Origin of the sequence: Pseudomonas pergaminensis (genome assembly GCF_024112395.2) — a bacterium.
Classification (GTDB): Bacteria; Pseudomonadota; Gammaproteobacteria; order Pseudomonadales; family Pseudomonadaceae; genus Aquipseudomonas; species Aquipseudomonas pergaminensis.
On record NZ_CP078013.2, the window covers coordinates 2,262,743 to 2,282,480 of the forward strand.

18 protein-coding genes and 2 pseudogenes are annotated in these 19,738 nt (G+C 63.1%); 11 read left to right on the forward strand and 9 right to left on the reverse strand.

All coding sequences use genetic code 11. The features are described 5' to 3' along the window. Position 1: 1 nt before the first annotated feature. The 7 genes from codA to KUA23_RS10445 all read right to left on the reverse strand — a co-directional run bounded on the left by codA (position 2) and on the right by KUA23_RS10445 (position 7,159). Positions 2-1,237, reverse strand: a complete 1,236-nt coding sequence (codA, locus tag KUA23_RS10415) for a cytosine deaminase (RefSeq protein WP_100491115.1) — start codon at positions 1,235-1,237, stop codon at positions 2-4. Positions 1,238-1,264: 27 nt separating this feature from the next. Further along, on the reverse strand, positions 1,265-2,470 hold the full coding sequence (locus KUA23_RS10420; protein ID WP_252993889.1) for a PucR family transcriptional regulator: 1,206 nt from the start codon (positions 2,468-2,470) through the stop codon (positions 1,265-1,267). Continuing rightward, on the reverse strand, positions 2,467-3,735 hold the full coding sequence (gene codB / locus KUA23_RS10425; RefSeq protein WP_078047775.1) for a cytosine permease: 1,269 nt from the start codon (positions 3,733-3,735) through the stop codon (positions 2,467-2,469). Before codB ends, KUA23_RS10420 begins: the two co-directional genes overlap by 4 nt. Before the next feature lie 191 nt (positions 3,736-3,926). Further along, entirely contained in the window at positions 3,927-4,550 is a 624-nt protein-coding gene (locus KUA23_RS10430) for an NUDIX hydrolase (protein WP_078047776.1), read from the reverse strand. 8 nt (positions 4,551-4,558) lie between these two features. Continuing rightward, on the reverse strand, positions 4,559-4,999 hold the full coding sequence (locus tag KUA23_RS10435) for a GNAT family N-acetyltransferase (protein WP_099493406.1): 441 nt from the start codon (positions 4,997-4,999) through the stop codon (positions 4,559-4,561). A 92-nt stretch (positions 5,000-5,091) separates the two neighbouring features. Next, complete coding sequence (gene queD / locus KUA23_RS10440; RefSeq protein WP_003190259.1) at positions 5,092-5,448, reverse strand: 6-carboxytetrahydropterin synthase QueD; 357 nt, start codon at positions 5,446-5,448, stop codon at positions 5,092-5,094. Between the two features lie 631 nt (positions 5,449-6,079). After that, on the reverse strand, positions 6,080-7,159 hold the full coding sequence (locus KUA23_RS10445) for a patatin-like phospholipase family protein (RefSeq protein WP_078047778.1): 1,080 nt from the start codon (positions 7,157-7,159) through the stop codon (positions 6,080-6,082). Positions 7,160-7,317: 158 nt separating this feature from the next. Here KUA23_RS10445 and KUA23_RS10450 point away from each other — a divergent pair, with 158 nt between their 5' ends. The 4 genes from KUA23_RS10450 to KUA23_RS10465 are packed head-to-tail and all read left to right on the forward strand — an operon-like array spanning position 7,318 to position 9,909. After that, complete coding sequence (locus KUA23_RS10450; protein ID WP_252993890.1) at positions 7,318-7,620, forward strand: PepSY domain-containing protein; 303 nt, start codon at positions 7,318-7,320, stop codon at positions 7,618-7,620. Further along, entirely contained in the window at positions 7,620-7,931 is a 312-nt protein-coding gene (locus KUA23_RS10455; protein WP_078047780.1) for a PepSY domain-containing protein, read from the forward strand. Before KUA23_RS10450 ends, KUA23_RS10455 begins: the two co-directional genes overlap by 1 nt. After that, positions 7,931-8,599: a response regulator transcription factor gene (locus KUA23_RS10460; protein WP_078047781.1), complete on the forward strand. Its 669-nt coding sequence runs from the start codon at positions 7,931-7,933 to the stop codon at positions 8,597-8,599. The genes KUA23_RS10455 and KUA23_RS10460 overlap by 1 nt, the downstream gene beginning before the upstream one ends. Beyond that, positions 8,596-9,909, forward strand: a complete 1,314-nt coding sequence (locus tag KUA23_RS10465) for a sensor histidine kinase (protein WP_099490963.1) — start codon at positions 8,596-8,598, stop codon at positions 9,907-9,909. The genes KUA23_RS10460 and KUA23_RS10465 overlap by 4 nt, the downstream gene beginning before the upstream one ends. 645 nt (positions 9,910-10,554) lie before the next feature. On the opposite strand, the gene KUA23_RS30485 is transcribed toward KUA23_RS10465, so the two are convergent. Continuing rightward, entirely contained in the window at positions 10,555-12,702 is a 2,148-nt protein-coding gene (locus tag KUA23_RS30485; protein WP_214498429.1) for a methyl-accepting chemotaxis protein, read from the reverse strand. A gap of 333 nt (positions 12,703-13,035) precedes the next feature. Between KUA23_RS30485 and KUA23_RS10475 the strand changes: the two genes are divergently transcribed. From KUA23_RS10475 to KUA23_RS10485, 4 genes and pseudogenes are all read left to right on the forward strand, one after another. Then, positions 13,036-14,355, forward strand: a complete 1,320-nt coding sequence (locus KUA23_RS10475; RefSeq protein ID WP_178076901.1) for a Na+/H+ antiporter family protein — start codon at positions 13,036-13,038, stop codon at positions 14,353-14,355. Positions 14,356-14,492: 137 nt separating this feature from the next. Continuing rightward, positions 14,493-15,314 (forward strand): annotated as a pseudogene (locus tag KUA23_RS30280) (cache domain-containing protein); the annotation flags it as partial. Between the two features lie 102 nt (positions 15,315-15,416). Then, a complete protein-coding gene (locus KUA23_RS30285; RefSeq protein WP_371919457.1) occupies positions 15,417-16,172 on the forward strand; it encodes a methyl-accepting chemotaxis protein in 756 nt (251 codons plus the stop codon). A gap of 105 nt (positions 16,173-16,277) precedes the next feature. Further along, complete coding sequence (locus KUA23_RS10485; protein ID WP_256997324.1) at positions 16,278-16,439, forward strand: aminotransferase class I/II-fold pyridoxal phosphate-dependent enzyme; 162 nt, start codon at positions 16,278-16,280, stop codon at positions 16,437-16,439. Here the strand turns inward: KUA23_RS10485 and trhP are convergent. After that, positions 16,436-17,755, reverse strand: a pseudogene (trhP, locus tag KUA23_RS10490) (prephenate-dependent tRNA uridine(34) hydroxylase TrhP). The gene KUA23_RS10485 and the pseudogene trhP sit on opposite strands and share 4 nt — an antisense overlap. Positions 17,756-17,979: 224 nt before the next feature. Here trhP and KUA23_RS10495 point away from each other — a divergent pair. Genes KUA23_RS10495 through KUA23_RS10505 form a run of 3 tightly spaced genes read left to right on the forward strand, consistent with a single transcriptional unit; the run spans position 17,980 to position 19,738 of the window. Beyond that, the gene (locus KUA23_RS10495) at positions 17,980-18,243 is read left to right on the forward strand and encodes a DUF2790 domain-containing protein (protein ID WP_038845122.1); all 264 of its coding nucleotides are present in this window, start codon (positions 17,980-17,982) and stop codon (positions 18,241-18,243) included. A 42-nt stretch (positions 18,244-18,285) separates the two neighbouring features. After that, positions 18,286-18,498 (forward strand): hypothetical protein, encoded by a 213-nt coding sequence (locus KUA23_RS10500; protein ID WP_078047787.1) that lies wholly within the window; start codon positions 18,286-18,288, stop codon positions 18,496-18,498. 31 nt (positions 18,499-18,529) lie between these two features. Further along, positions 18,530-19,738 (forward strand): cytochrome c biogenesis protein DipZ, encoded by a 1,209-nt coding sequence (locus KUA23_RS10505; RefSeq protein WP_252993892.1) that lies wholly within the window; start codon positions 18,530-18,532, stop codon positions 19,736-19,738.

Below are 19,738 nucleotides of genomic sequence, written 5' to 3' on the forward strand. Positions count from 1 at the left end.
TCTAAACGAACTCAACCTGGGCTGGCTGGCGCTTCATCAACACCTTGCCGTCACGGATCGAATACAGCGGCAGGCCCTGGCTGCGGATCACCTCGTAGTCGCTGTCCGCCGAGAGGATCAACAGGTTGGCAGGTCGTCCAGGCTCCAGGCCGTAGCGGTCACCCAGGGCCATGGCCTTGGCGCTGTTGTCGGTGACCAGGTCGAGGGCATTCTGCAGGTTGCGGTAGCCGAGCATGTGGCAGATGTGCAAACCGGCTTCGAGCACCCGTAGGATGTTGCCGTTGCCCAGGGGGTACCAGGGATCGACGATGGAGTCCTGGCCGAAGCACACGTTCATGCCGGCCTCCAGCAGTTCGTTGACCCGGGTGACGCCACGGCGTTTTGGGAAGGTGTCGAAGCGGCCTTGCAGGTGAATGCTCTCGGTGGGGCAGGAGACGAAGCTGATACCGGAGTGCCCCAGCAGGCGAAAGAGTTTGGCGCAGTAGGCATTGTCATAGGAGCCCATGGCGGTGGTGTGGCTGGCGGTGACGCGTGCGCCCATGCCACGGCTGCGAGCCTCTTCGGCCAAGACTTCGAGGAAGCGCGAATGCGGGTCGTCGGTTTCGTCGCAGTGCACGTCTACCAGGCAGCCGGTGCGTTCGGCCAGGTCCATCAGGAACTTCACCGAACTCACGCCCTGGTCGCGGGTGTATTCAAAGTGAGGAATGCCGCCGATCACGTCGGCGCCCAGGCGAATGGCCTCTTCCATCAGTTCGCGGCCGTTGCGGTAGGACTCGATGCCTTCCTGGGGGAACGCAACGATTTGCAGGTCGATCAGATGCGTACTTTCCTGGCGGACCTCCAGCATGGCCTTGAGCGCCGTGAGGTCCGGGTCGGTGACGTCGACATGGGTGCGCACATGCTGGATCCCGTGGGCGGCGAGGGCCTGGATCGTCTTCTTGGCGCGGGTCTTGGTGTCTTCCTGGGTGATGGTGGCCTTGCGTTCGCCCCAGCACTCGATGCCTTCGAACAGGGTGCCGCTCATGTTCCAGCGCGGCTCGCCGGCGGTCAACGTGGCGTCGAGATGGATATGGGGTTCGACGAAGGGCGCAATTACCAGGTTGCCGGCGGCGTCCAGATCGTCGGCCGCCGCAATCGGTGACCCCGTTTGCGTGGTGATGCTGGCGATCCGGCCATGTTCCAGGTGCAGATCATGCAGGCCTTCACGGTTGCGCAGGCGGGCGTTGATGATGTGCATGGGCAAGTTCCTCTTGGCTAAAAACAATCAGGCAGACAGTCGCCAGATCATCAGCGCGATACCGATGTCCAGGCGATCATAAGCGTTATCCAGCGTCAGGCCACACAGGGCTTCGATGCGCTGGACACGGTGCGTCAGGGTGTTGCGGTGCACGGCCAACCGCTGTGCGGCGGCCACAAGGTTACCATTCTCGTGAAACCAGGCTTCCAGGGTGGGCATCAGGCTGGGGCCGTGGTGCGCGTCGTGGCGCAGCAACGGGCCGAGGCGTTCGTTAAGGAAGTGATCGAGCAGGGCGCGATCGCGCACGCCGCTGAGCAATTTGAGCACGCCCAGTTCGTCGTACACGCACAGCCCGGCACGCTCGCTGAACCGCCGCGCAGCCGCCAGTGCCTGGCGCGCTTCATCCTGCGCCTGGGCCAGGCGGGCCGGTGGGTGCGCGGCGGCGCTGAGGCCGATAAACAATTTGAGTGGCGCCAGGCGCAGGTTCAGCGGGTTGAGCCAACCGGCCAATTGCTGGCGATTGGCCAAGGCGGCGACAGCATCCGGCGCCGGCAGCAGCAGCGTCCATTGCCCGGCCCGTCCAAGTACCGGCAGCCCAGCCGACAACTGGCGCAAACGCCGGCTGATAGCGTCATGCTGTCGGGCCAGTTGCGCCTCGACATACGCGGCATCGCTCTGGGCAAACAGCAACTCGCTGCCTTCCAATTGCAGCTGCACAACCTGCCAGTGGCCGGCCAGCATCAGGCCCAATTGCACGCCACGGTGCAGCAGCAAATCCAGGGATTGGTAATCGCCAGTCAGCAAACGCTCCAGCACATCGTGCCGCGAGCGCCCCAAGTGCTCGGACTGGATCAGCGCCGAGCCAATGGCCTGGGTCACCAGCACCATCTTCAGCGAATAAGGCTGCTCGATCAGCTGCATGCCAGCGGCCTCGGCGGCCTGGAGCAAGCGCTGGGGGATCGCCTGGATATACGCCGGCCCCGTGAGAATCACCAACCCGGCCACCTGGCGCTGACAGGCCTCGTCCAGCAGTTGCAACAAGTTGGCCTCATCCCGCGGGTGATTGATCCCGGTGACGAACACCAGTTCGCCGCCCAGCACCCACTCGGCAATCCCGCTGTTTTCCGCCACGTAGGGCCAGCGCACGCCATTCTCCAGGCCTGCCGCACCGGCGCGCAGGCACATGGACTCCAGGCCCGGCAGGGCCAGCACCTCGGCAATGGTCAGGTTCATGCCTGGGCGTCAGCCAAGGGCACACGCACCCGCAGTACAGCGGTGAGCACGATGTAGGTCAGCGATGCGGCAACAATGCCCACCAACGGCGCGACCCAGGGCGAGTTGAACGCCAGCACCGTGCCCACCGCATAGGCCACCAGCCCTGTCCAGTTGAACGCTGGCAGGCGTGCATCGGCCAGGCGTGGATAGTGGCCGCGATAGCGGTAGAAGAAGTCAGCCATGATCACCCCGCCAATCGGTGGGATCACCGTGCCTAGCAGAATCAGGTACGGCACCAGCATGTCGTACATGCCGAGTAACGCCAGCAGGGTGCCGATCACCGCACCGGCCAGGGTCACGGTCTTGCGCCGCTTGGTGCGCAGCAGGTTGCAGCCGGCCACCGCGAAGTTGTAGATGGTGTTGTCCTGGGTGCTCCAGATGTTGAGCAGCAACATGGCCATCGCCGCCATGGCAAAGCCTTGCAGCAGCAACACTTCGACCACGTCCGGTTGTTGATAGACGATGGCACCGTAAGCGCCGATCAGCACCATCAAGCCGTTGCCGATAAAGAAACCGATCAGGCTGGCCAGCACCGCAACCTTGGCCGAGCGCGAAAAGCGCGTCCAGTTGGTGGCCTGGGTCGCGCCACTGACAAAGGTGCCAAACACCAGGGTGATCGCCGTCGACACGTCCAACTCACCGGTCGGCACCACGGCGAGCAATCCGTCCAGCCCGCCGACCTTCACCGTGGCGACCCACATCGACAGAAACAACAGGATGCCCATTGCTGGCACCGCGATATAGGACAAAATCTCCAACCCACGATAGCCGATGTAGGCCGTGGCGCAGAACACCAGGCCGAACAGCACCATCAACGCCAGCACGCTGCCCTGGCCCAGCTCGAAGTACTTGCCCAAGACCACGGCGGCCGTGGCGGTACCCCAGGCGTACCAGCCGATCTGGGTAAAGCCAAGGATCAAGTCGCTGAGCTTGCTGCCCACTTCACCGAAGCAGAATCGGCCCATCAGCACCGAATTCAGCCCGCTCTTGAACGCGATGTAACCCAGGCCTGCGGCGTAGATACCCAGCAGCAGGTTGCCCAAGGCCACGACGCCGAGCATGTCGGTGAAACTGAACGCCACCCCCAGCTTGCCGCCGGCAAACATGGTTGCGGTGAAAAACGTAAAGCCGAGCAGCACCATGGCGGTCGACGCCAGGCCCTTGCGCGCATGCATCGGGACTTCGCTGAGGGGGTAATCGTTGCCCGGTTCTTGCTGCGTCATGTGCCTTGCTCCCTGAATGAGTGACGCAGGCCTATTGCACCGCGCGTGCCAAGCCGACAGCAGTGACGCGCGCACGGTCAGCGCTGTGCACCGTGCACAGTATTCATGGCCAAACAGAGGGGAAATGGCGGCAGAGGTGTTCGCAGTGCCCAATCGGGCACGAAAGCGGTGCAGCGGTGATACAAAATGGATCAGTCGAACAGCGTGGAGGTCGTCTCGCCACGATGGAAGGCGAATGCAGCCTCCAGATCACTTTCGATGGTGCGCCCACGGGACAGCGGCGGCAGCTCATCGAGGCGGAAAAAGCCCACTTCAGTGGTCTCGAAACCCGCCATCGGCGCCGACTGATCCACCGGTTCACACAGGAAGTACAGCTTGTAGAAGTCCCGCACGTCCGGCCGATACAAGCCCTTGGCCTTGTGCGTGACGCTGTACAACGCCCGCGCTGTCACCGTCAGCCCGGCTTCCTCGCGAATCTCCTTGACGATATTTTCCGCCGCAGACAAGCCGATGTCGGCATACCCGCCCGGCAACGCCCAGCAGCCATCGGTCAATTCGCGCACCAGCAGAATCCGGTCGCCCTCAATGACCGCACCGCGCACGTCGATCATCGGCGTCGAATAGCGCTGGGCAAAGTCGGTGACCAACCCGGTGATACGCTCCAAGGGCACATTGCCCAATTGCGCGAGCATGCTGTGGGCAATCTCGGCAATTTCTTCCAGGCGCTCACGTTCGAAATCATCGGTGCAAAAGTGCAAGCCCGTGGAGGCCAATGCCTGCAAGCGTTTGGCCTGGGCCAGCCAGGTGTTTTCCATGGTTACTCCTACAGGTACTTGATCATGTACACCCGACGCAGGCCGTGTTCTTCGGCGCGGTGGGTCTCGACATAGCCACGCCGGGTGTACAGCGTGATGTTCTCGGTCATGGCTTCGTTGGTGTACAGGCGGATGGCGGCGAAGCCAGCGCCGAGCGCCCGTTGTTCGGCGAAATCCATCAGCAACCGACCGAAGCCCAGGCCCTGGGCGTCCGGGGCGACGGCGAGGTTATCCAGCAACAGCGCGCCGTCTGTGTCCCGCAGGACAATAAACCCCCGGACCCGCCCGCCATGCTCCAGCACATGCACGCCACCGGCTTCCACTTGCTGGTGATAATCCTCCAGCATCGGCCCGGGCTTGCGGCCGATCCGTTCGATGTATGGCGCGTAGGCTGCCTGGACGATAGCCTCGATAGCAGCAACATCATGGCTCGTGGCGGGGCGCATCATTGCAGCGGGCTCCTTGTGGGTAGGGAGCTATGACTGTAAGGGAGCCAGGCACAAAAAAACCACCGCAAGGGTGGTTTTTTCATCGCGCCGGCTTATTCGCCGCGATAGATGCAGCCGCTGGTGCAGGTCTCGTGGATGCGGATCGCACTGAGCTCGGGCAGCAGGGGTTTCAACTCATTCCAGATCCACTTGGCCAGCACTTCGCTGGTGGGGTTTTCCAGGCCTGGGATGTCATTGAGGTAGTTGTGGTCGAGACGTTCATAGAGCGGCTTGAAAATCGCCTTGATCTCCGAGAAGTCGCGAATCCAGCCGGTATGGGGATCCAGGTCGCCGCTCAGGTGGATTGCCACCTTGAACGAATGCCCGTGCAGGCGCCCGCATTTGTGGCCTTCCGGTACGTGGGGCAGGCGGTGGGCGGATTCGAATGTAAATTCCTTGAAGATTTCCACAGTGTTTTCAGCTCGGTCGATGTCTGGCAGGCGGCGAGTTTAACAGCTTGATTCGTTGCTGCGCATACCGTCCCTCTGTAGGGGGCGGCTTGCGGGCGAATGTAGATGGCAGGTGGCGAGGGGGCTTGCCTGCAAAGGCGGCCTGACAGCCGACCACTCTCCAACTGTCCCCCCGCGACCCAAAAATGTGGGAGCTGGCTTGCCTGCAAAGGCGGCCTGACAGCCGACCACTCTCCAACTGTCACCCCGCGATCCAAATGTGGGAGCTGGCTTGCCTGCGAAGACGGCCTGACAGCCGACCACTCTCTAACTGCCACCCCGCGATCCAAATGTGGGAGCTGGCTTGCCTGCGAAGGCGGCCTGACAGCCGACCTGGATGTGGGATCTGGCGGGGTACATATCCGTTGCTGCGGTAACGGCCGCTTATGGTTCCGCTCTTACAGCGGCTCACTTTTGGAAAGGCCCAAAAGTAAGCAAAAGGCCTTCGCCCCAAATCCCTGTCGAATTCCGGCCAGCGTGTTTGACGGGGCGCCTGAGATCAAAAGCGAGATCAAGATCAAAAGCGAGATCAAGATCAAAAGCTAGATCACGAGCGGCTCGCTTCGCATCGTGGTTAGTGGGGAGGTGGCGGCTACAGGGGCTGTAGGCGCTCGCCCAAGCGGCCGTTATCGGCCAATGCCAGGAATTCGTCTCCCAGCCGTTGGCTTTCGCTCATCGCGGTCTGCCAGTATTTGTTGCGGCTGGGGTCGTCGCCCATGAAGCGCTTGAAGTCGCTGCGGTCTGGGAGTTTGCCGTGAGGCAGGCGGGCCAGGTAGTCCTTGGACGGCGCCAGCAGTAACACGTCCTGCAGGCCCTGTTGGTTGCTGCGCCGCCACGGCAGGCCTTTGTCGAACCAGCCGGGGATGACTCGGTCGGTGAAGTGGGGGTACAGCACGATGTCATCGCCGTGGTAGGGCAGGTCGAGGTGGTAATCCAGCAGGCCGCCATCGCGGTAGGTACCGGCACCGGCGCCCGGCAGGTCGCGCACGCCTTGCATGACCATGGGGATCGAGCCCGACGCCAGCAGTGCCTGGCGCAGGTTGCCCAGTGCCAGGGGCAGGAAGCGTGAAGGGAAGTCCTTTAACGGATGCACGGGCGGCGCCTGGCGTGGGTCGTGGATGATCAGGCGTTCGAAATGCCGCGACAGCCGCGCGCGGCCTCGCAGGTTGTCGGCGATCACCGACGACAGGCCCAGCCCGAGGCGTCCACGGTGGTCATCGGCAAGCAGGCCATGGCTCTTGACCACCATGATATTGAGGCGGTAGTCCGGGTTGTCCAGCACCCGTGCATCGCGGCCGGCCAGCAGGTCGTCGAGCATGCGCTGGCAGCTCTGGCTGACCTCGGCCATGGTCACGCCTTTGGCAAAGCGTTGTTCGTTGTACAAGCGGCCGAGGTCCAGCAGGCCTTGCACCGGGTCGGGCAGGCAGGCACTCGCAAACCGCCAGGAGCCGATGGACGCGCCGATCAGCGCCCGTTCCCGTGGCGCGCGGGGTAGCCAGTCGCCGAACAGTGCCAAGTCCAGGCCCTGGATGCCCAGCGCCTTGGGGCCACCGGCCGCGCCGGGCAGGATGCCGACATCGGCAGGCTTGAGGCCTTGCTCACGAATGCGCGCAAAGGCGCGTCTGCCGGCCTTGAGGGTAAGGGCGGGAAACTTGATGTGGATGGCTGTCATACCGGTCTCTGGTCGAGCGAGCGGGGCATTATAGAAAATCTCGTGGGCAGTGGGGAAAAGGCCTTGGCGGAAATTGCCATGGTGGCAATTCAGTTTCAGTTAAGTTGCAGGGCGTACGGTGGCTGGCGTAGGAAAACATCCTGTAACGGAGACATATCATGAAGCGCCTCACTGCTCTGGTCGCCACCGGTATCATCGCCCTCACGGCGACCCAGGCCCGAGCCGTGGACTCCGACAAACCACTGATAGTGCCGGCCACTGTTACTATTGTCGCCTTTGACCAACTGGAAGCTGCGGCCCTGGCCCTGCACCCCGGTTCGACACTGCTGGATACCGACCTGGACGAGGCCTACGGCAAGTACGTCTACGAGGTCGAATTGGAAGATGCCCACGGCATCGAATGGGATGTTGAATTGGACGCGCTCACCGGGCAGGTTCTCAAGAATCATCAGGATACGTAATGAAGGTAAATTTACGCGCCGGCAGTCGCGTGGCGCTGGTGCTCATGGCATTTTGCTCCAGCCTGGCGGCCCGCGACCTCAACCAGGATGAAGCCTTGGCATTGCGCCAGCAGGGGGTGATCCTGCCGCTGGAGCAACTGTTGCAGCAGGCCATGGCGCGCTATCCCGGCTCGCGCCTGCTGGAGGCCGAGTTGGAAAAGAAGCACGGCCAATATGCCTATGAAGTGGAACTGGTGACCACCGAAGGCGTGGTGCGCGAGATCAAGCTGGACGCGACCACCGGTGTGTTGATCAAAGATGAGGAAGACTGATGCGCCTGCTTTTGGTGGAAGACAACGTACCCCTGGTCGATGAACTGCTGGCCGGTCTGCAGCGCCAGGGCTATGCCGTCGATTGGCTGGCCGACGGGCGAGACGCCGTGTACCAGGGCCGAAGCGAGCCCTACGACCTGATCATCCTCGACCTCGGCCTGCCGGGCCTGCCTGGGCTTGAGGTGCTGGCGCAATGGCGCGCTGCTGCGCTGACCACGCCGGTCCTGGTGCTGACCGCCCGCGATTCCTGGGCCGAGCGCATCGAAGGGCTCAAGGCCGGCGCCGACGATTACCTGGCCAAACCCTTTCACCCCGAGGAGCTGCACCTGCGCATCCAGGCGCTGTTGCGCCGTTCCCACGGCCAGGCAAACCAGCCCACGTTGCAAGCCGCCGGCCTGCACCTGGATGAGGGTCGCCAGTGCGTGCTGCGCGACGGCGCGGAGATCCAGCTGACCGCCGCCGAATTCCGCCTGTTGCGCTATTTCATGCTGCACCCCGAACAAATCCTGTCAAAAAGCCACTTGGCCGAGCACCTGTACGACGGCGAGACCGAGCGCGACTCCAATGTGCTGGAAGTCCACGTCAACCACCTGCGTCGCAAGTTGGGCCGCAGCGTGATCGAGACCCGGCGCGGCCAGGGTTACCGGTTTGGCGCCAGCCCTGCATGAGGTCGATCCAGCGACGCCTGAGCCTGGGGCTGATCAGCGTGATGGTGATCGTCGGCGTGGTGTTGGCGCAAACCAGCCTGTGGCTGTTCGAAGCCGGTCTGCAGCGCTACCTGGAAGCCGGCTTGCGCAATGACGCCGAAAACCTGCTGGTGGCGCTGGTGCGCGGGCCCAACGGCGTGCAGCTGGATGAGCAGCGCCTGTCGCCGGCTTACCAGCGGCCATTTTCCGGGCACTACTTCCGCATCGATTTTGCCGACACCCACTGGCGCTCGCGCTCGTTGTGGGACCAGGAGCTGCCACGCCTGCCCGAGGTCGGCCTGAAGGGCAACCTGCAATTGGGGCCCGAAGGCCAGCAACTGCTGGTGCTGCGTTCGGACTACAAGCGTTTCGGCCAGCCGATTTCCATCAGCGTGGCCCAGGACTACACCCCGGTGCGCGAAAGCTTCCGCCTGATGCGCCAGATCGGCCTGGTGCTGGGGCTGGCGGCGCTGTTGCTGGTGCTGGTCCTGCAACGTGTCACCGTGCGCCGCGCCCTGCGCCCGCTGGAAACTGCGCGCAACCAGATCGCCCAGTTGCAACAGGGCCAGCGTTCGCAACTGGACACCCAGGTGCCCCTGGAGCTGGAGCCGCTGGTGGCGCAGATCAACCACCTGCTGGCCCACACCGAAGACAGCCTCAAGCGTTCGCGCAATGCCCTGGGCAACCTCGGCCATGCGCTCAAGACCCCATTGGCGGTGCTGTTGAGCGCGGCGTCGAGCGAAGCACTCAAGGATCGCCCCGAGCTCAGCACACTGCTGCGCGATCAACTGGAGCAAGTGCAGCAACGCCTCAACCGCGAGCTCAACCGCGCCCGCCTGGCCGGGGAAACCTTGCCGGGCGCATTGTTCGACTGCGAAAAAGAACTGCCCGGCCTGCTCGCTACCCTGAACATGATCCACGGTGAACACCTGGACCTGAGCTACCACGTCGCTCCCGGCCTGCAACTGCCTTGGGACCGAGAGGATTTGCTGGAACTGCTCGGTAATCTTTTGGATAACGCCTGTAAATGGGCGGATGCCGATGTGCGCCTGACCGTCACCGAGACTGAGCGCAGCTACCTGTTGGCGGTGGAAGACGATGGCCCTGGCATTCCTGAAAGTCAGCGCGACCAGGTATTCAGCCGTGGCGCGCGCCTGGATGAGCAGATTGACGGGCATGGTCTGGGGTTGGGGATCGTGCGGGATATTGTCGAGGTATGGGGCGGGGTGTTGCAGTTGCAGGAAAGTGAGTTGGGTGGCCTCAACGTGCTGATTGAATTGCCCAAGCGATGATGCAAAACCTGTGGGGGGCGGCTCGACGGCGATGGCGGCCTGACAGCCGACCGCTATCTCACTGTCACCCCGCGATCCAAAAATGTGGGAGCTGGCTTGCCTGCGAAAGCGGCCTGACAGCCGACCACAATCTAACTGTCACCCCGCGATCCAAATGTGGGAGCTGGCTTGCCTGCGAAGGCGTCCTGACAGCCGACCTGGATGTTGGATCTGATCGAGTACATATCCGTTATTTGGGTAACGGCTGCTATGGGTTCCGCCCTTACGGCGGGTCACTTTGGAAAAGATCCCCAAAGTAACCAAAGGGCTCTTGCCCCAACACTCGGCACCTCGCCTAGGCTCGGTGTGCCCGTAATCCGCCAGGTATTTGGGGGGCCGCCGCCACGCGCCATCCATGGCGCGGGGCGGCTAAACCGGCATCCCTGCCGGTTTACCCCCCAAATCCCTGTCGAATTCCGGCCAGCGTGTTTGACGGGGCGCCTAAGGTCAAAAGCTAGATCAAAAGCCAGATCAAGATCACGATCAAAAGCGGCTCGCTTCGCATCGTGGTTAGCGATGGGGGTGCAACGTTGTGTAGGTACCTATGCGGCGATGGGGCCTTGAAGGCCCCATCACCAGCAAGCCGGCTCCGACAGGTGTGCGTTTTTACACGCGGAACTGGTCCATCAATCCCTGCTGCTGATTCGCCAGGCTATTCAACGCCTGGCTCACCCGCGCTGATTCATTCGCTTGCTCGGACAGCGACTCGGTCACGTCGCGAATGGTCGCCACGTTGCTGTTGATCTCCTCGGCCACTGCGCTTTGCTCTTCGGCGGCGCTGGCGATTTGCAGGTTCATGTCGCTGATGACTGTCACCGCGTCGCCGATCTGGCGCAGGGCGGTCACGGCCTGGCCAACCTGTTCGACGCTGCCCTGGGCCTGGCGATAGCTGTTGCCCATGGCGCCGACCACTTCTTCGGTGCCGCTCTGCAATTGCTCGATCACCAGGCGGGTTTCTTCCACCGACTCCTGGGTGCGCCGCGCCAGGTTGCGCACTTCATCGGCTACCACCGCAAAGCCACGGCCCGCTTCACCGGCGCGGGCGGCTTCGATGGCGGCGTTGAGCGCCAACAGGTTGGTTTGCTCGGCGATGCCGCGAATCACTTCCAGCACCGAGCCGATTTTCTCGCTGTTGGCAGCCAACCCTTCCACCTGGGTCATGGCCGTGCTCATGTCCGCTGCCAGCTCGCCGATGTTGCGGGTAGTGCGGTCGATCACTGTGAGGCCGTCGCGGGTGGCCTGGTCGGCATCCCGTGCGGCTTGCGCCGCCTGTGCGGCACTGCGGGCCACGTCTTGGGCGGTGGCGCTCATTTCATGGGAGGCGGTGGCCACCTGATCGACCTGGCGATATTGCCGTTCCATGCCCGCGCTGGTTTCAGTCGCAATGGCGGCAGATTGGTCGGCAGTGCCACGGGCGTCCTGCACCGAGCGTTTAACCTCGGCGATGATCGGTTGCAGCTTGTCGAGGAAGCGGTTGAACCAGCCGGCCAACTGGCCCAGCTCGTCTTTTTTGTCGTAGGCCAGGCGGCGGGTCAGGTCGCCTTCACCGCTGGCGATGTCTTCGAGCATGTCCGCCACGCCGAGGATCGGCCGCGTCACGCTGCGCGCCATCAGCCACACCAGGATCAGGCCGACCACGGCGGCAATCAGGCCCAGGCTCAGTTCCAGCAGGGTGCCCTTGGCATTGTCGGCATCCAGTTGGGTTTTCAGTGCTTCGGCGGGTGCGACCAGGACGCTCTCTGGTACATCCAGCAACACGCCCCAGGGCTTGCCCTCCGGGATTGGCGCGAACGGCGCCAGTACCTTGAGCTGATGGTCGGTGCGCAGGCTGCGGATCTGTGTACTGCCGGCCAGGGCGCTGATCAACTGCGCGCCGTTGGCGGTGTCGACCTGATCCAGGCGCTGGCTCAGCTTGCTGGCGTCCGCGCTGTAGCCGGCGAGAAGGCCCGTGGGGCTGAGGATGCTGACCTGGGTTTGGCCGTCATACAGTTTGTGGCTGGCCTGTTGGCTCACCGCCTGCAGGCTGTTGAGGTTGATGTCCACCGACAGCGAGGCAATGACTTTGCCGTTTACCATCAGCGGGAAGACGATGCTGGTCATCAGCACGTTTTGCCCGTTGATCGTGTAAAAGTAGGGCTCGATCACGCACGGCTTGAAGGTGCTGCGCGGGCAGGTGAACCAGGCGTTGGCCTTTTCGCCACTGGGGCTGAGGCTGGTGTCGGACATGTCGCTTTCGGGCAGCGCCATCGAGGTCAGCGTGCCCGGCGTCGGTTGCGACCAGTACAGGGCGAAGCGACCTTTGTCGTTACTGCCCAGCTCCGCCTGGCCCGCGAACAACTCGTCCTTGCCATCCAGGGCATTGGCTTCGAACACCAGGGACAGGCCGAGCAAATCCGGGTTGGCCTGTAACGCGGCCTTGACCTGTCGGGTCAGGTCTTCGCGGGTGTCGAAGGCGTCGAGAAAGCGCTTCTCGGCCTGCTCGCGCAAGAACAGCACCTGGCGCGAAAAGCCATGGCCGTACTGATAGGCGTCCATGAACTGGCGGCGGATGCCCAGCGCCTGCACTTCACCCTGGGCCTCGATCCGCGCCTGGGCGGCTTCATCCAGCATCTGCATGCTGGAGGCCTTGACCTGCTGTGAACTCTGCTCCATGCGATACAACGACAGACCCACCAGCAGGGTCACGATTCCCAGCAGGCACAGGCCGGCGAGCAGGGTGATTTTCCATTGAATGGAGAGCTGCCTAAGCGACATCGGTACATCCTTACCTGAAAACACATAGAGGCTCTGTTATCGGCGGTTTTGGGGTTTTCTTTATTCAAACGATCAATTTAAACCTGCTTTTGTGGTGAGCGAGCTGACTCGCGCTGGAGTGCGCAGCGCTCCCCTTGATTTTGGCGCCGCTGCGCAGCCCAGCGCGAGCAAGCGCGCTCACTACAAGGTTCGTTTTTTGACATGTGAACCTGCGTCCGGCAAAGTGCCCGCCCTCTAATAAGACCTCCTTCAAGCCTGCACGCTGGTTGCCACCCGATGGCCGCCTGGGCGCGGGCATGCCTGTTTTTTATGTTTCTGCTTGAGGTAACCATGATTAACGCAGTCATTGCCGCGGTCGGCACCATGCTGGTGCTGAGCCTGTCCCGCGTGCATGTGGTCATCGCCATCATCGTCGGCGCCCTGGTGGGCGGCCTTAGCGGTGGCCTGGGTATCGAGGCCACGCTCAAAGCCTTCAACGGCGGCTTGGGCGGGGGGGCGACGGTGGCGTTGTCCTACGCCTTGCTCGGCGCGTTCGCCGTGGCGATTGCCAAGTCCGGCCTGGCCCACGCGCTGGCCGATAAGGCCCTGCTGCTGGTGGACCGCCAGGAAGCCACTGGCGGCAGCCACGTCAAATGGCTGCTGATCGGCCTGCTGTGGGTGGTCGCGATTGCTTCGCAGAACATCCTGCCGATCCATATCGCGTTCATTCCGTTGCTGGTGCCGCCGCTGCTGTACGTGCTGACCAAGCTGCAACTGGACCGCCGCCTGATCGCCTGCGTGATGACCTTCGGCCTGATCACGCCGTACATGTTCCTGCCGGTGGGCTTCGGCAATATCTTCCTCAACCAGATCCTGTTGGCCAACGTGGCCAAGAGCGGCGTGGACATCAGCCAGGTCAACGTCACCCACGCCATGAGCCTGCCGGCGCTGGGCATGGTGGTCGGCCTGCTGGTGGCGGTCTTTATCAGCTACCGCAAGAAACGCGTGTACGACTTGGAGAAAATCGAGCGGGTCGAACAGGTGGCCGTGCAGTACAACCCGCTGACCCTGCTGGTGGCCGGCCTGGCGATTGCCTCCGCGTTCATCATTCAGTTGTGGTTGGACTCGATGATCATCGGCGCCCTGGCCGGGTTCCTGATCTTCTCGGTGTCGGGCATCGTGCGCTGGCGCGACACCGACGACCTGTTCACAGAAGGCATGAAGATGATGGCGATGATCGGCTTCATCATGATCGCCTCGTCAGGGTTTGCCGAAGTGCTCAAGGCCACCGGCGATGTGCGCTCGCTGGTGGAAACCTCGGCGGCCTTTATCGGCCATAGCCGTGGGGTAGGGGCGCTGCTGATGCTGTTGGTGGGGCTGCTGGTGACCATGGGCATCGGCTCATCGTTTTCCACGGTGCCGATCCTGGCCGCGATCTTTGTGCCGCTGTGTGTGCAACTGGGCTTCAGCCCGCTGGCCATTGTGTGCATCGTCGGCACGGCCGGTGCCTTGGGCGACGCCGGCTCGCCCGCCTCGGACTCGACCCTTGGTCCAACCTCCGGCCTGAATATCGACGGCCAGCACCACCATATCTGGGACACCGTGGTACCGACGTTCCTGCATTACAACCTCCCGCTGCTGGCATTCGGCTGGCTGGCCGCCATGACCCTCTGACACCCCGCGCACTGTAGGAGCCGGCTTGCCGGCGATGGCGCCCGTGAGACCGCTGACGCCGGCAAGCCGGCTCCTACAGGTATTTGGCAACTGGCCGATAAACTCTCAGGTCGCCACTAATAAGAGAGAGAAAAGCCATGCGTCTGAGCCTCAAGGCCAAAGTCCTGTCCCTCGCCGTAGTGCCGGTGCTGCTGTTTGCCGTGGTCATCAGCCTGACCACCGTGTGGATCCTGCAGGGCCAGGCCCGCAATGAGGTGGAAGAAACCCGCCAGCGCCTGCTCAATGACGCCAAGGCCACCTTGCAAAGCTACGTCGAAGTGGCCATGACCACTATCAAGCCGCTCTACGACGCGGCCGCACCCGGTGACACCGCCGCGCGCGCCCAGGTGGTCAAACTGCTGTCCAACACCAGCTACGGCAAGGACGGCTACTTCTTCGGCTACGACTCCGAGACCATCCGCCTGTTCAAGGGCAACAGCCCCGATGGCGTCGGCAAGAGCTTCAAGGACAACCGCGACCCCAACGGCGTGTACGTCAACCGTGACCTGGTCAAGGTCGGCAAGGACGGCACCCACTACCTGCAATACAGCTCGACCCAGCCGGGCCAGACCGAATTGGTGCCCAAGATGGGCTACACCGAATACCTGCCGAAGTGGGACATGGTCATCGGTACCTCGGTGAACCTGGATGGCATCGAAGCCCAGGTGGCGGTGGTCGAAGCCAAGGTGCAAAAACGTATGGAAGGCGTGCTGCTGAGCATCCTCGGGGTGGCCGTGGTGGTGCTGTTGGTGATCGCCGCCGTCGGCATACTGCTGGCCAATACCATTTTGCGTCCGTTGCACCTGATGAAAGCCAACCTCGACGACATCGCCGCCGGCGAAGGCGACTTGACCCGCCGCCTGGCCATCACCAGCCAGGACGAACTCGGCGACCTTGCCGGCGCGTTCAACCGTTTTGTCGACAAGATCCACGGGCTGGTGCGCCAGATCACCGAAATGACCACCCAACTCACCGGCCTGGTCAGCCAGGTCTCCGACCAGGCCCAGCGCTCCGAGCAGGCCATGGAGCGTCAGCGCCACGAAACCGACCAGGTCGCCACCGCGATCAACCAGATGTCCTCCGCCGCCCAGGAAGTGGCGCGCAGTGCCCAAGGCGCGTCGGTGGCGGCCCAGCAAACCGACGCCGAAGGCCAGGCCGCCAAGCGCGTGGTGGACGGCAGCATCGCGCAGATCCATGCGCTGGTGAACGACATCCGCAGCAGTGGCGTGTCCCTCGACAGCTTGCAGCAGGACGTGTCCTCCATCGTCAGTGTGCTCAGCGTGATCCGCTCCATTGCCGAACAGACCAACCTGCTGGCGCTCAACGCCGCCATCGAAGCCGCGCGGGCAGGGGAGGCCGGACGTGGTTTCGCGGTAGTGGCGGATGAAGTGCGCGCCCTGGCCAGCCGCACCCAAACCAGCACCCAGGAAATCCAGGGCATGATCGACCGCCTGCAAAAAGGCACCGAAGCCGCCGTGGATGCCATGCGCCGCTCCAGCGACGCCGGCGACGGCACCTCGGCCCAGGCCAACGAAGCCGGGGCGTCCCTGGACACCATGGCGCAGTTGATCGGCACCATCAATTCGATGAACGCCCAGATCGCCAGCGCCGCCGAAGAGCAGACCGCCGTGGCCGAAGAGATCAACCGCAGCGTGCACCAGATTGCCGTGGCGGTGGACAGCGTCGCCGATGAGACCCAATTGGGTGCCCAGACCTCCCGCAGCCTGGCGGACTTGGGTCAGCGCCTGGGACAGTTGGTCGGCCAGTTCCGGATCTGATCAACCATAGCATGGACGTATGTTGGCCTAACGTTAATACGAATATACCGATCACAGCCCCTTGTCGAACCGCGCCTGGCGCCTCGGGTACTGACGATGAACGGTGTGTCCAAGGCACACGGCCTGCTCGACGAGGCCAATGTGGCCGTGGTGCACGGCAGCGCGTTCGGGCTGGCGCCTTACCTGCGGATCGCCTACGCCCTGGATGAGGCGTCGTTGCGCCAGGCTTGCGCGGCGATCCACAGGTCCTGCGCGGCTACCCGTTAGACGTCGCGCATTAGCAGGCCAAAGCGCAGGTCCAGCTCGGCCGGGAGCGGCACATACACGGTGTGCCCGTCCCCCGGCGCCACGTCAATGGTCTCGCCCTTGGCGTCGTGCAAGGTGGCCAGGTCAAAGTGAAAGTTGCCGGCGGGGGTCATCAATTCCAGGTGATTGCCCACGGCGAAACGGTTCTTCACCTTCACCTCGGCCAGTTCGCCCCGGCGCTCGCCGGTCAGCTAGCCGACGAATTGCTGGCGTTCCGACACCGAACTGCCGTTCTGGTAGTTCTGGTATTCATCGTGCACATGCCGGCGCAGGAAGCCCTCGGTGTAGCCGCGCTGGGCCAGGGATTCGAGGTCGGTCATCAGGGTGCGGTCGAAGGCGCGGCCGGCCACCGCATCGTCGATGGCCTGGCGATACACCTGGGTGGTGCGCGCGCAATAGAAGTGCGATTTGGTGCGGCCTTCGATCTTCAGCGAATGCACGCCCATGTGGGTCAGGCGCTCCACGTGCTGCACCGCGCGCAGGTCCTTGGCGTTCATGATGTAGGTGCCGTGCTCGTCTTCGAAGGCGGGCATCTGTTCATCGAGGCGGTTGGCTTCTTGCAGCAGGAACACCTGGTCGGTGGGCGCTCCGATGCCCAGGGTCGGTTCCGGCTGGAACGCTTGGACGATATCCCCCGTGGCGTTTTCCACCGCCGGCGTCGCCTGGTACTTCCAGCGACAGGCGTTGGTGCAGGCGCCCTGGTTCGCATCGCGCTTGTTCATATAGCCCGAGAGCAGGCAGCGCCCGGAATAGGCCATGCACAAGGCGCCGTGTACAAATACTTCCAGTTCCATGGCGGGCACTTGCTGGCGGATCTCGTCGATTTCTTCCAGGGACAACTCCCGCGACAGGATCACCCGGCAGATCCCTTGCTGCTGCCAGAACTCCACGCTGGCCCAGTTCACCGTATTGGCCTGTACCGAGAGGTGGATAGGCATCTGCGGGAAGTGCCTGCGTACCAGCATGATCAGCCCCGGGTCGGACATGATCAGCGCATCCGGGCCCATGGCGATCACCGGGGCCAGGTCCTTGAGGAAGGTCTTCAACTTGGCGTTGTGCGGCGCGATGTTGACCACCACGTAGAAACGCTTGCCCAAGGCGTGGGCCTCCTGGATACCCAGGGCCAGGTTGGCATGGTCGAACGCGTTGTTGCGCACCCGCAGGCTGTAGCGCGGCTGGCCGGCGTACACCGCATCGGCACCATAGGCGAAGGCGTAGCGCATGTTTTTCAGGGTGCCGGCGGGGGCGAGCAGTTCGGGGGCGAGGATGGGAGGCATGGGCACAGGTCGCAAAAGGTCGCGAAGGTAGCCGAGCGGCGAGGGCGGTTTATTGATCCAGGTCGTCCTTTGGGCTTTTTGTATCGCTGTGTATCGGCAGGGGCTGTGGATACGTATCGATTTATCCGCGCGGTTTTCCGACACAGGCGCGATACCTCAGGGGCTTTTAATTGATTCCAACGAGGCACACCGCCTCCAACCCTGAGAACCTGGAGTCAACCACCATGAACACCAAAGCCATCTACGCCGCCTGCCTGTTTGCCGCCCTGAACATCTGCACCTTGTCGGCCCGCGCCGAAGCCGCCGTTACCGCTCAGACCTACAACTACGGCACGCACCTGGACATCAAGCAAGTGGTATCGATGAGCCAGGACTCCAAGTCCACCTGCGGCGTGGTGAATGCGCGCATGACCTACCTGGACTCCCACGACAAGACCCAGGTGCTGGATTACCTCAAGTTCGGCGACGGTTGCGTCGGCGATAACTGAGTCCCGCTGTCCCCTCCCATTGTTTGCCACAGGAAGACCGCCATGAACCCGCTGACCCGCTTTTTGACCGCCACCGCCTTTGCCCTTGCCGGCACTGCCGTGCACGCCAACGCCGCCGTGGAGAAAAGCAGCTGCGCCGCCAGCACCTGCTTCCAACTGACGCCGGTGCAACACGCCGCCGGCCATGACCTGCTGGTAGAGGACGGCAGCCGCCGCACACCGCTCGGCCAGGCGCTGGACCACCAGACAGCGTGACGCCGTCTCCCCACTCGATAAGGTAAACACCATGCTACTCATCGCATTCCTGGGCGGCATCCTGACCGTCCTCAGCCCCTGTATCCTGCCGGTGGTGCCGTTTCTGTTCGCCGGCGTCGACCGCACCCGCCGTTCGATCCTGTTGACCCTCGGCGGCATGGTCCTGACCTTCGCGCTGGTGTCCAGCCTGGCGGTGGTCAGCACGGAGTGGGTGATACAGGCCAATAACACCGGCCGCCACCTGGCGCTGATCGTGATGGGGCTGTTTGCGCTGTCGCTGATCTCGGCGCGGGTCGGTGGCTGGCTGGCGCGCCCCTTCGTGTTGTTGGGCAACCGTATCGATCCTGACAGCCGCACGCTGTCCGGTCCGCTGAAGTCAGTGATGATCGGCGTCGCCACAGGCCTGCTGTGGGCGCCCTGCGCAGGGCCGATCCTGGGTGTGATCCTGACCAGCGCAATGCTGCAAGGCGCCAATGCGCAGACCAGCCTGTTGCTGGTGGCCTACGGCCTGGGCAGCGCCTTGTCCCTGGGTGCGCTGATTTTTGCCGGGCGTGGCCTGGTCAATCGACTCAAGGCCTCTATTCCAGTGACCGGTTGGCTGCGCCGTGGTGCCGGGGTGGCGGTACTGGCGGCGGCGGTGGTGATTTCCACCGGAGCGGACAAGACCCTGCTCGCCGGCACATCGTCCGAAGGGGTCAGCAGCCTGGAAAAAGGCGTGCTGGAAAACGTGCCCAAAGTGGTGGATTACGTGGTGAGCAAGGTCAAGGCCGACCCGGCGCGGGACAATACCAAGGGCGCCATGCCATCGCTGGCCGGTGCGGTCGAGTGGCTCAACTCACCCGAACTCACCCGCGAATCCTTGAAAGGTAAAGTGGTGCTGGTGGATTTTTGGACCTACGACTGCATCAACTGTCAGCACACCCTGCCGTATGTGAAGCAATGGGCGAAGAAATACGAGAAGGACGGTTTGGTGGTGATCGGCGTCCACACCCCGGAATACGGTTATGAGCGCATCATCGGCAACGTCAAGGACCAGGTGCGCAAGCTGGGTATCACCTACCCGGTGGCCATCGACAACAACTATGCGATCTGGCGCAATTTCGACAACCAGTACTGGCCCGCCCATTACCTGATCGACGCCAAGGGGCAGGTGCGTTACACCCATTTTGGCGAAGGTCGTTATGACGCGCAGGAGCAGATGATCCAGACGCTGTTGAACGAGGCCAAGGCCCCTCAGTGA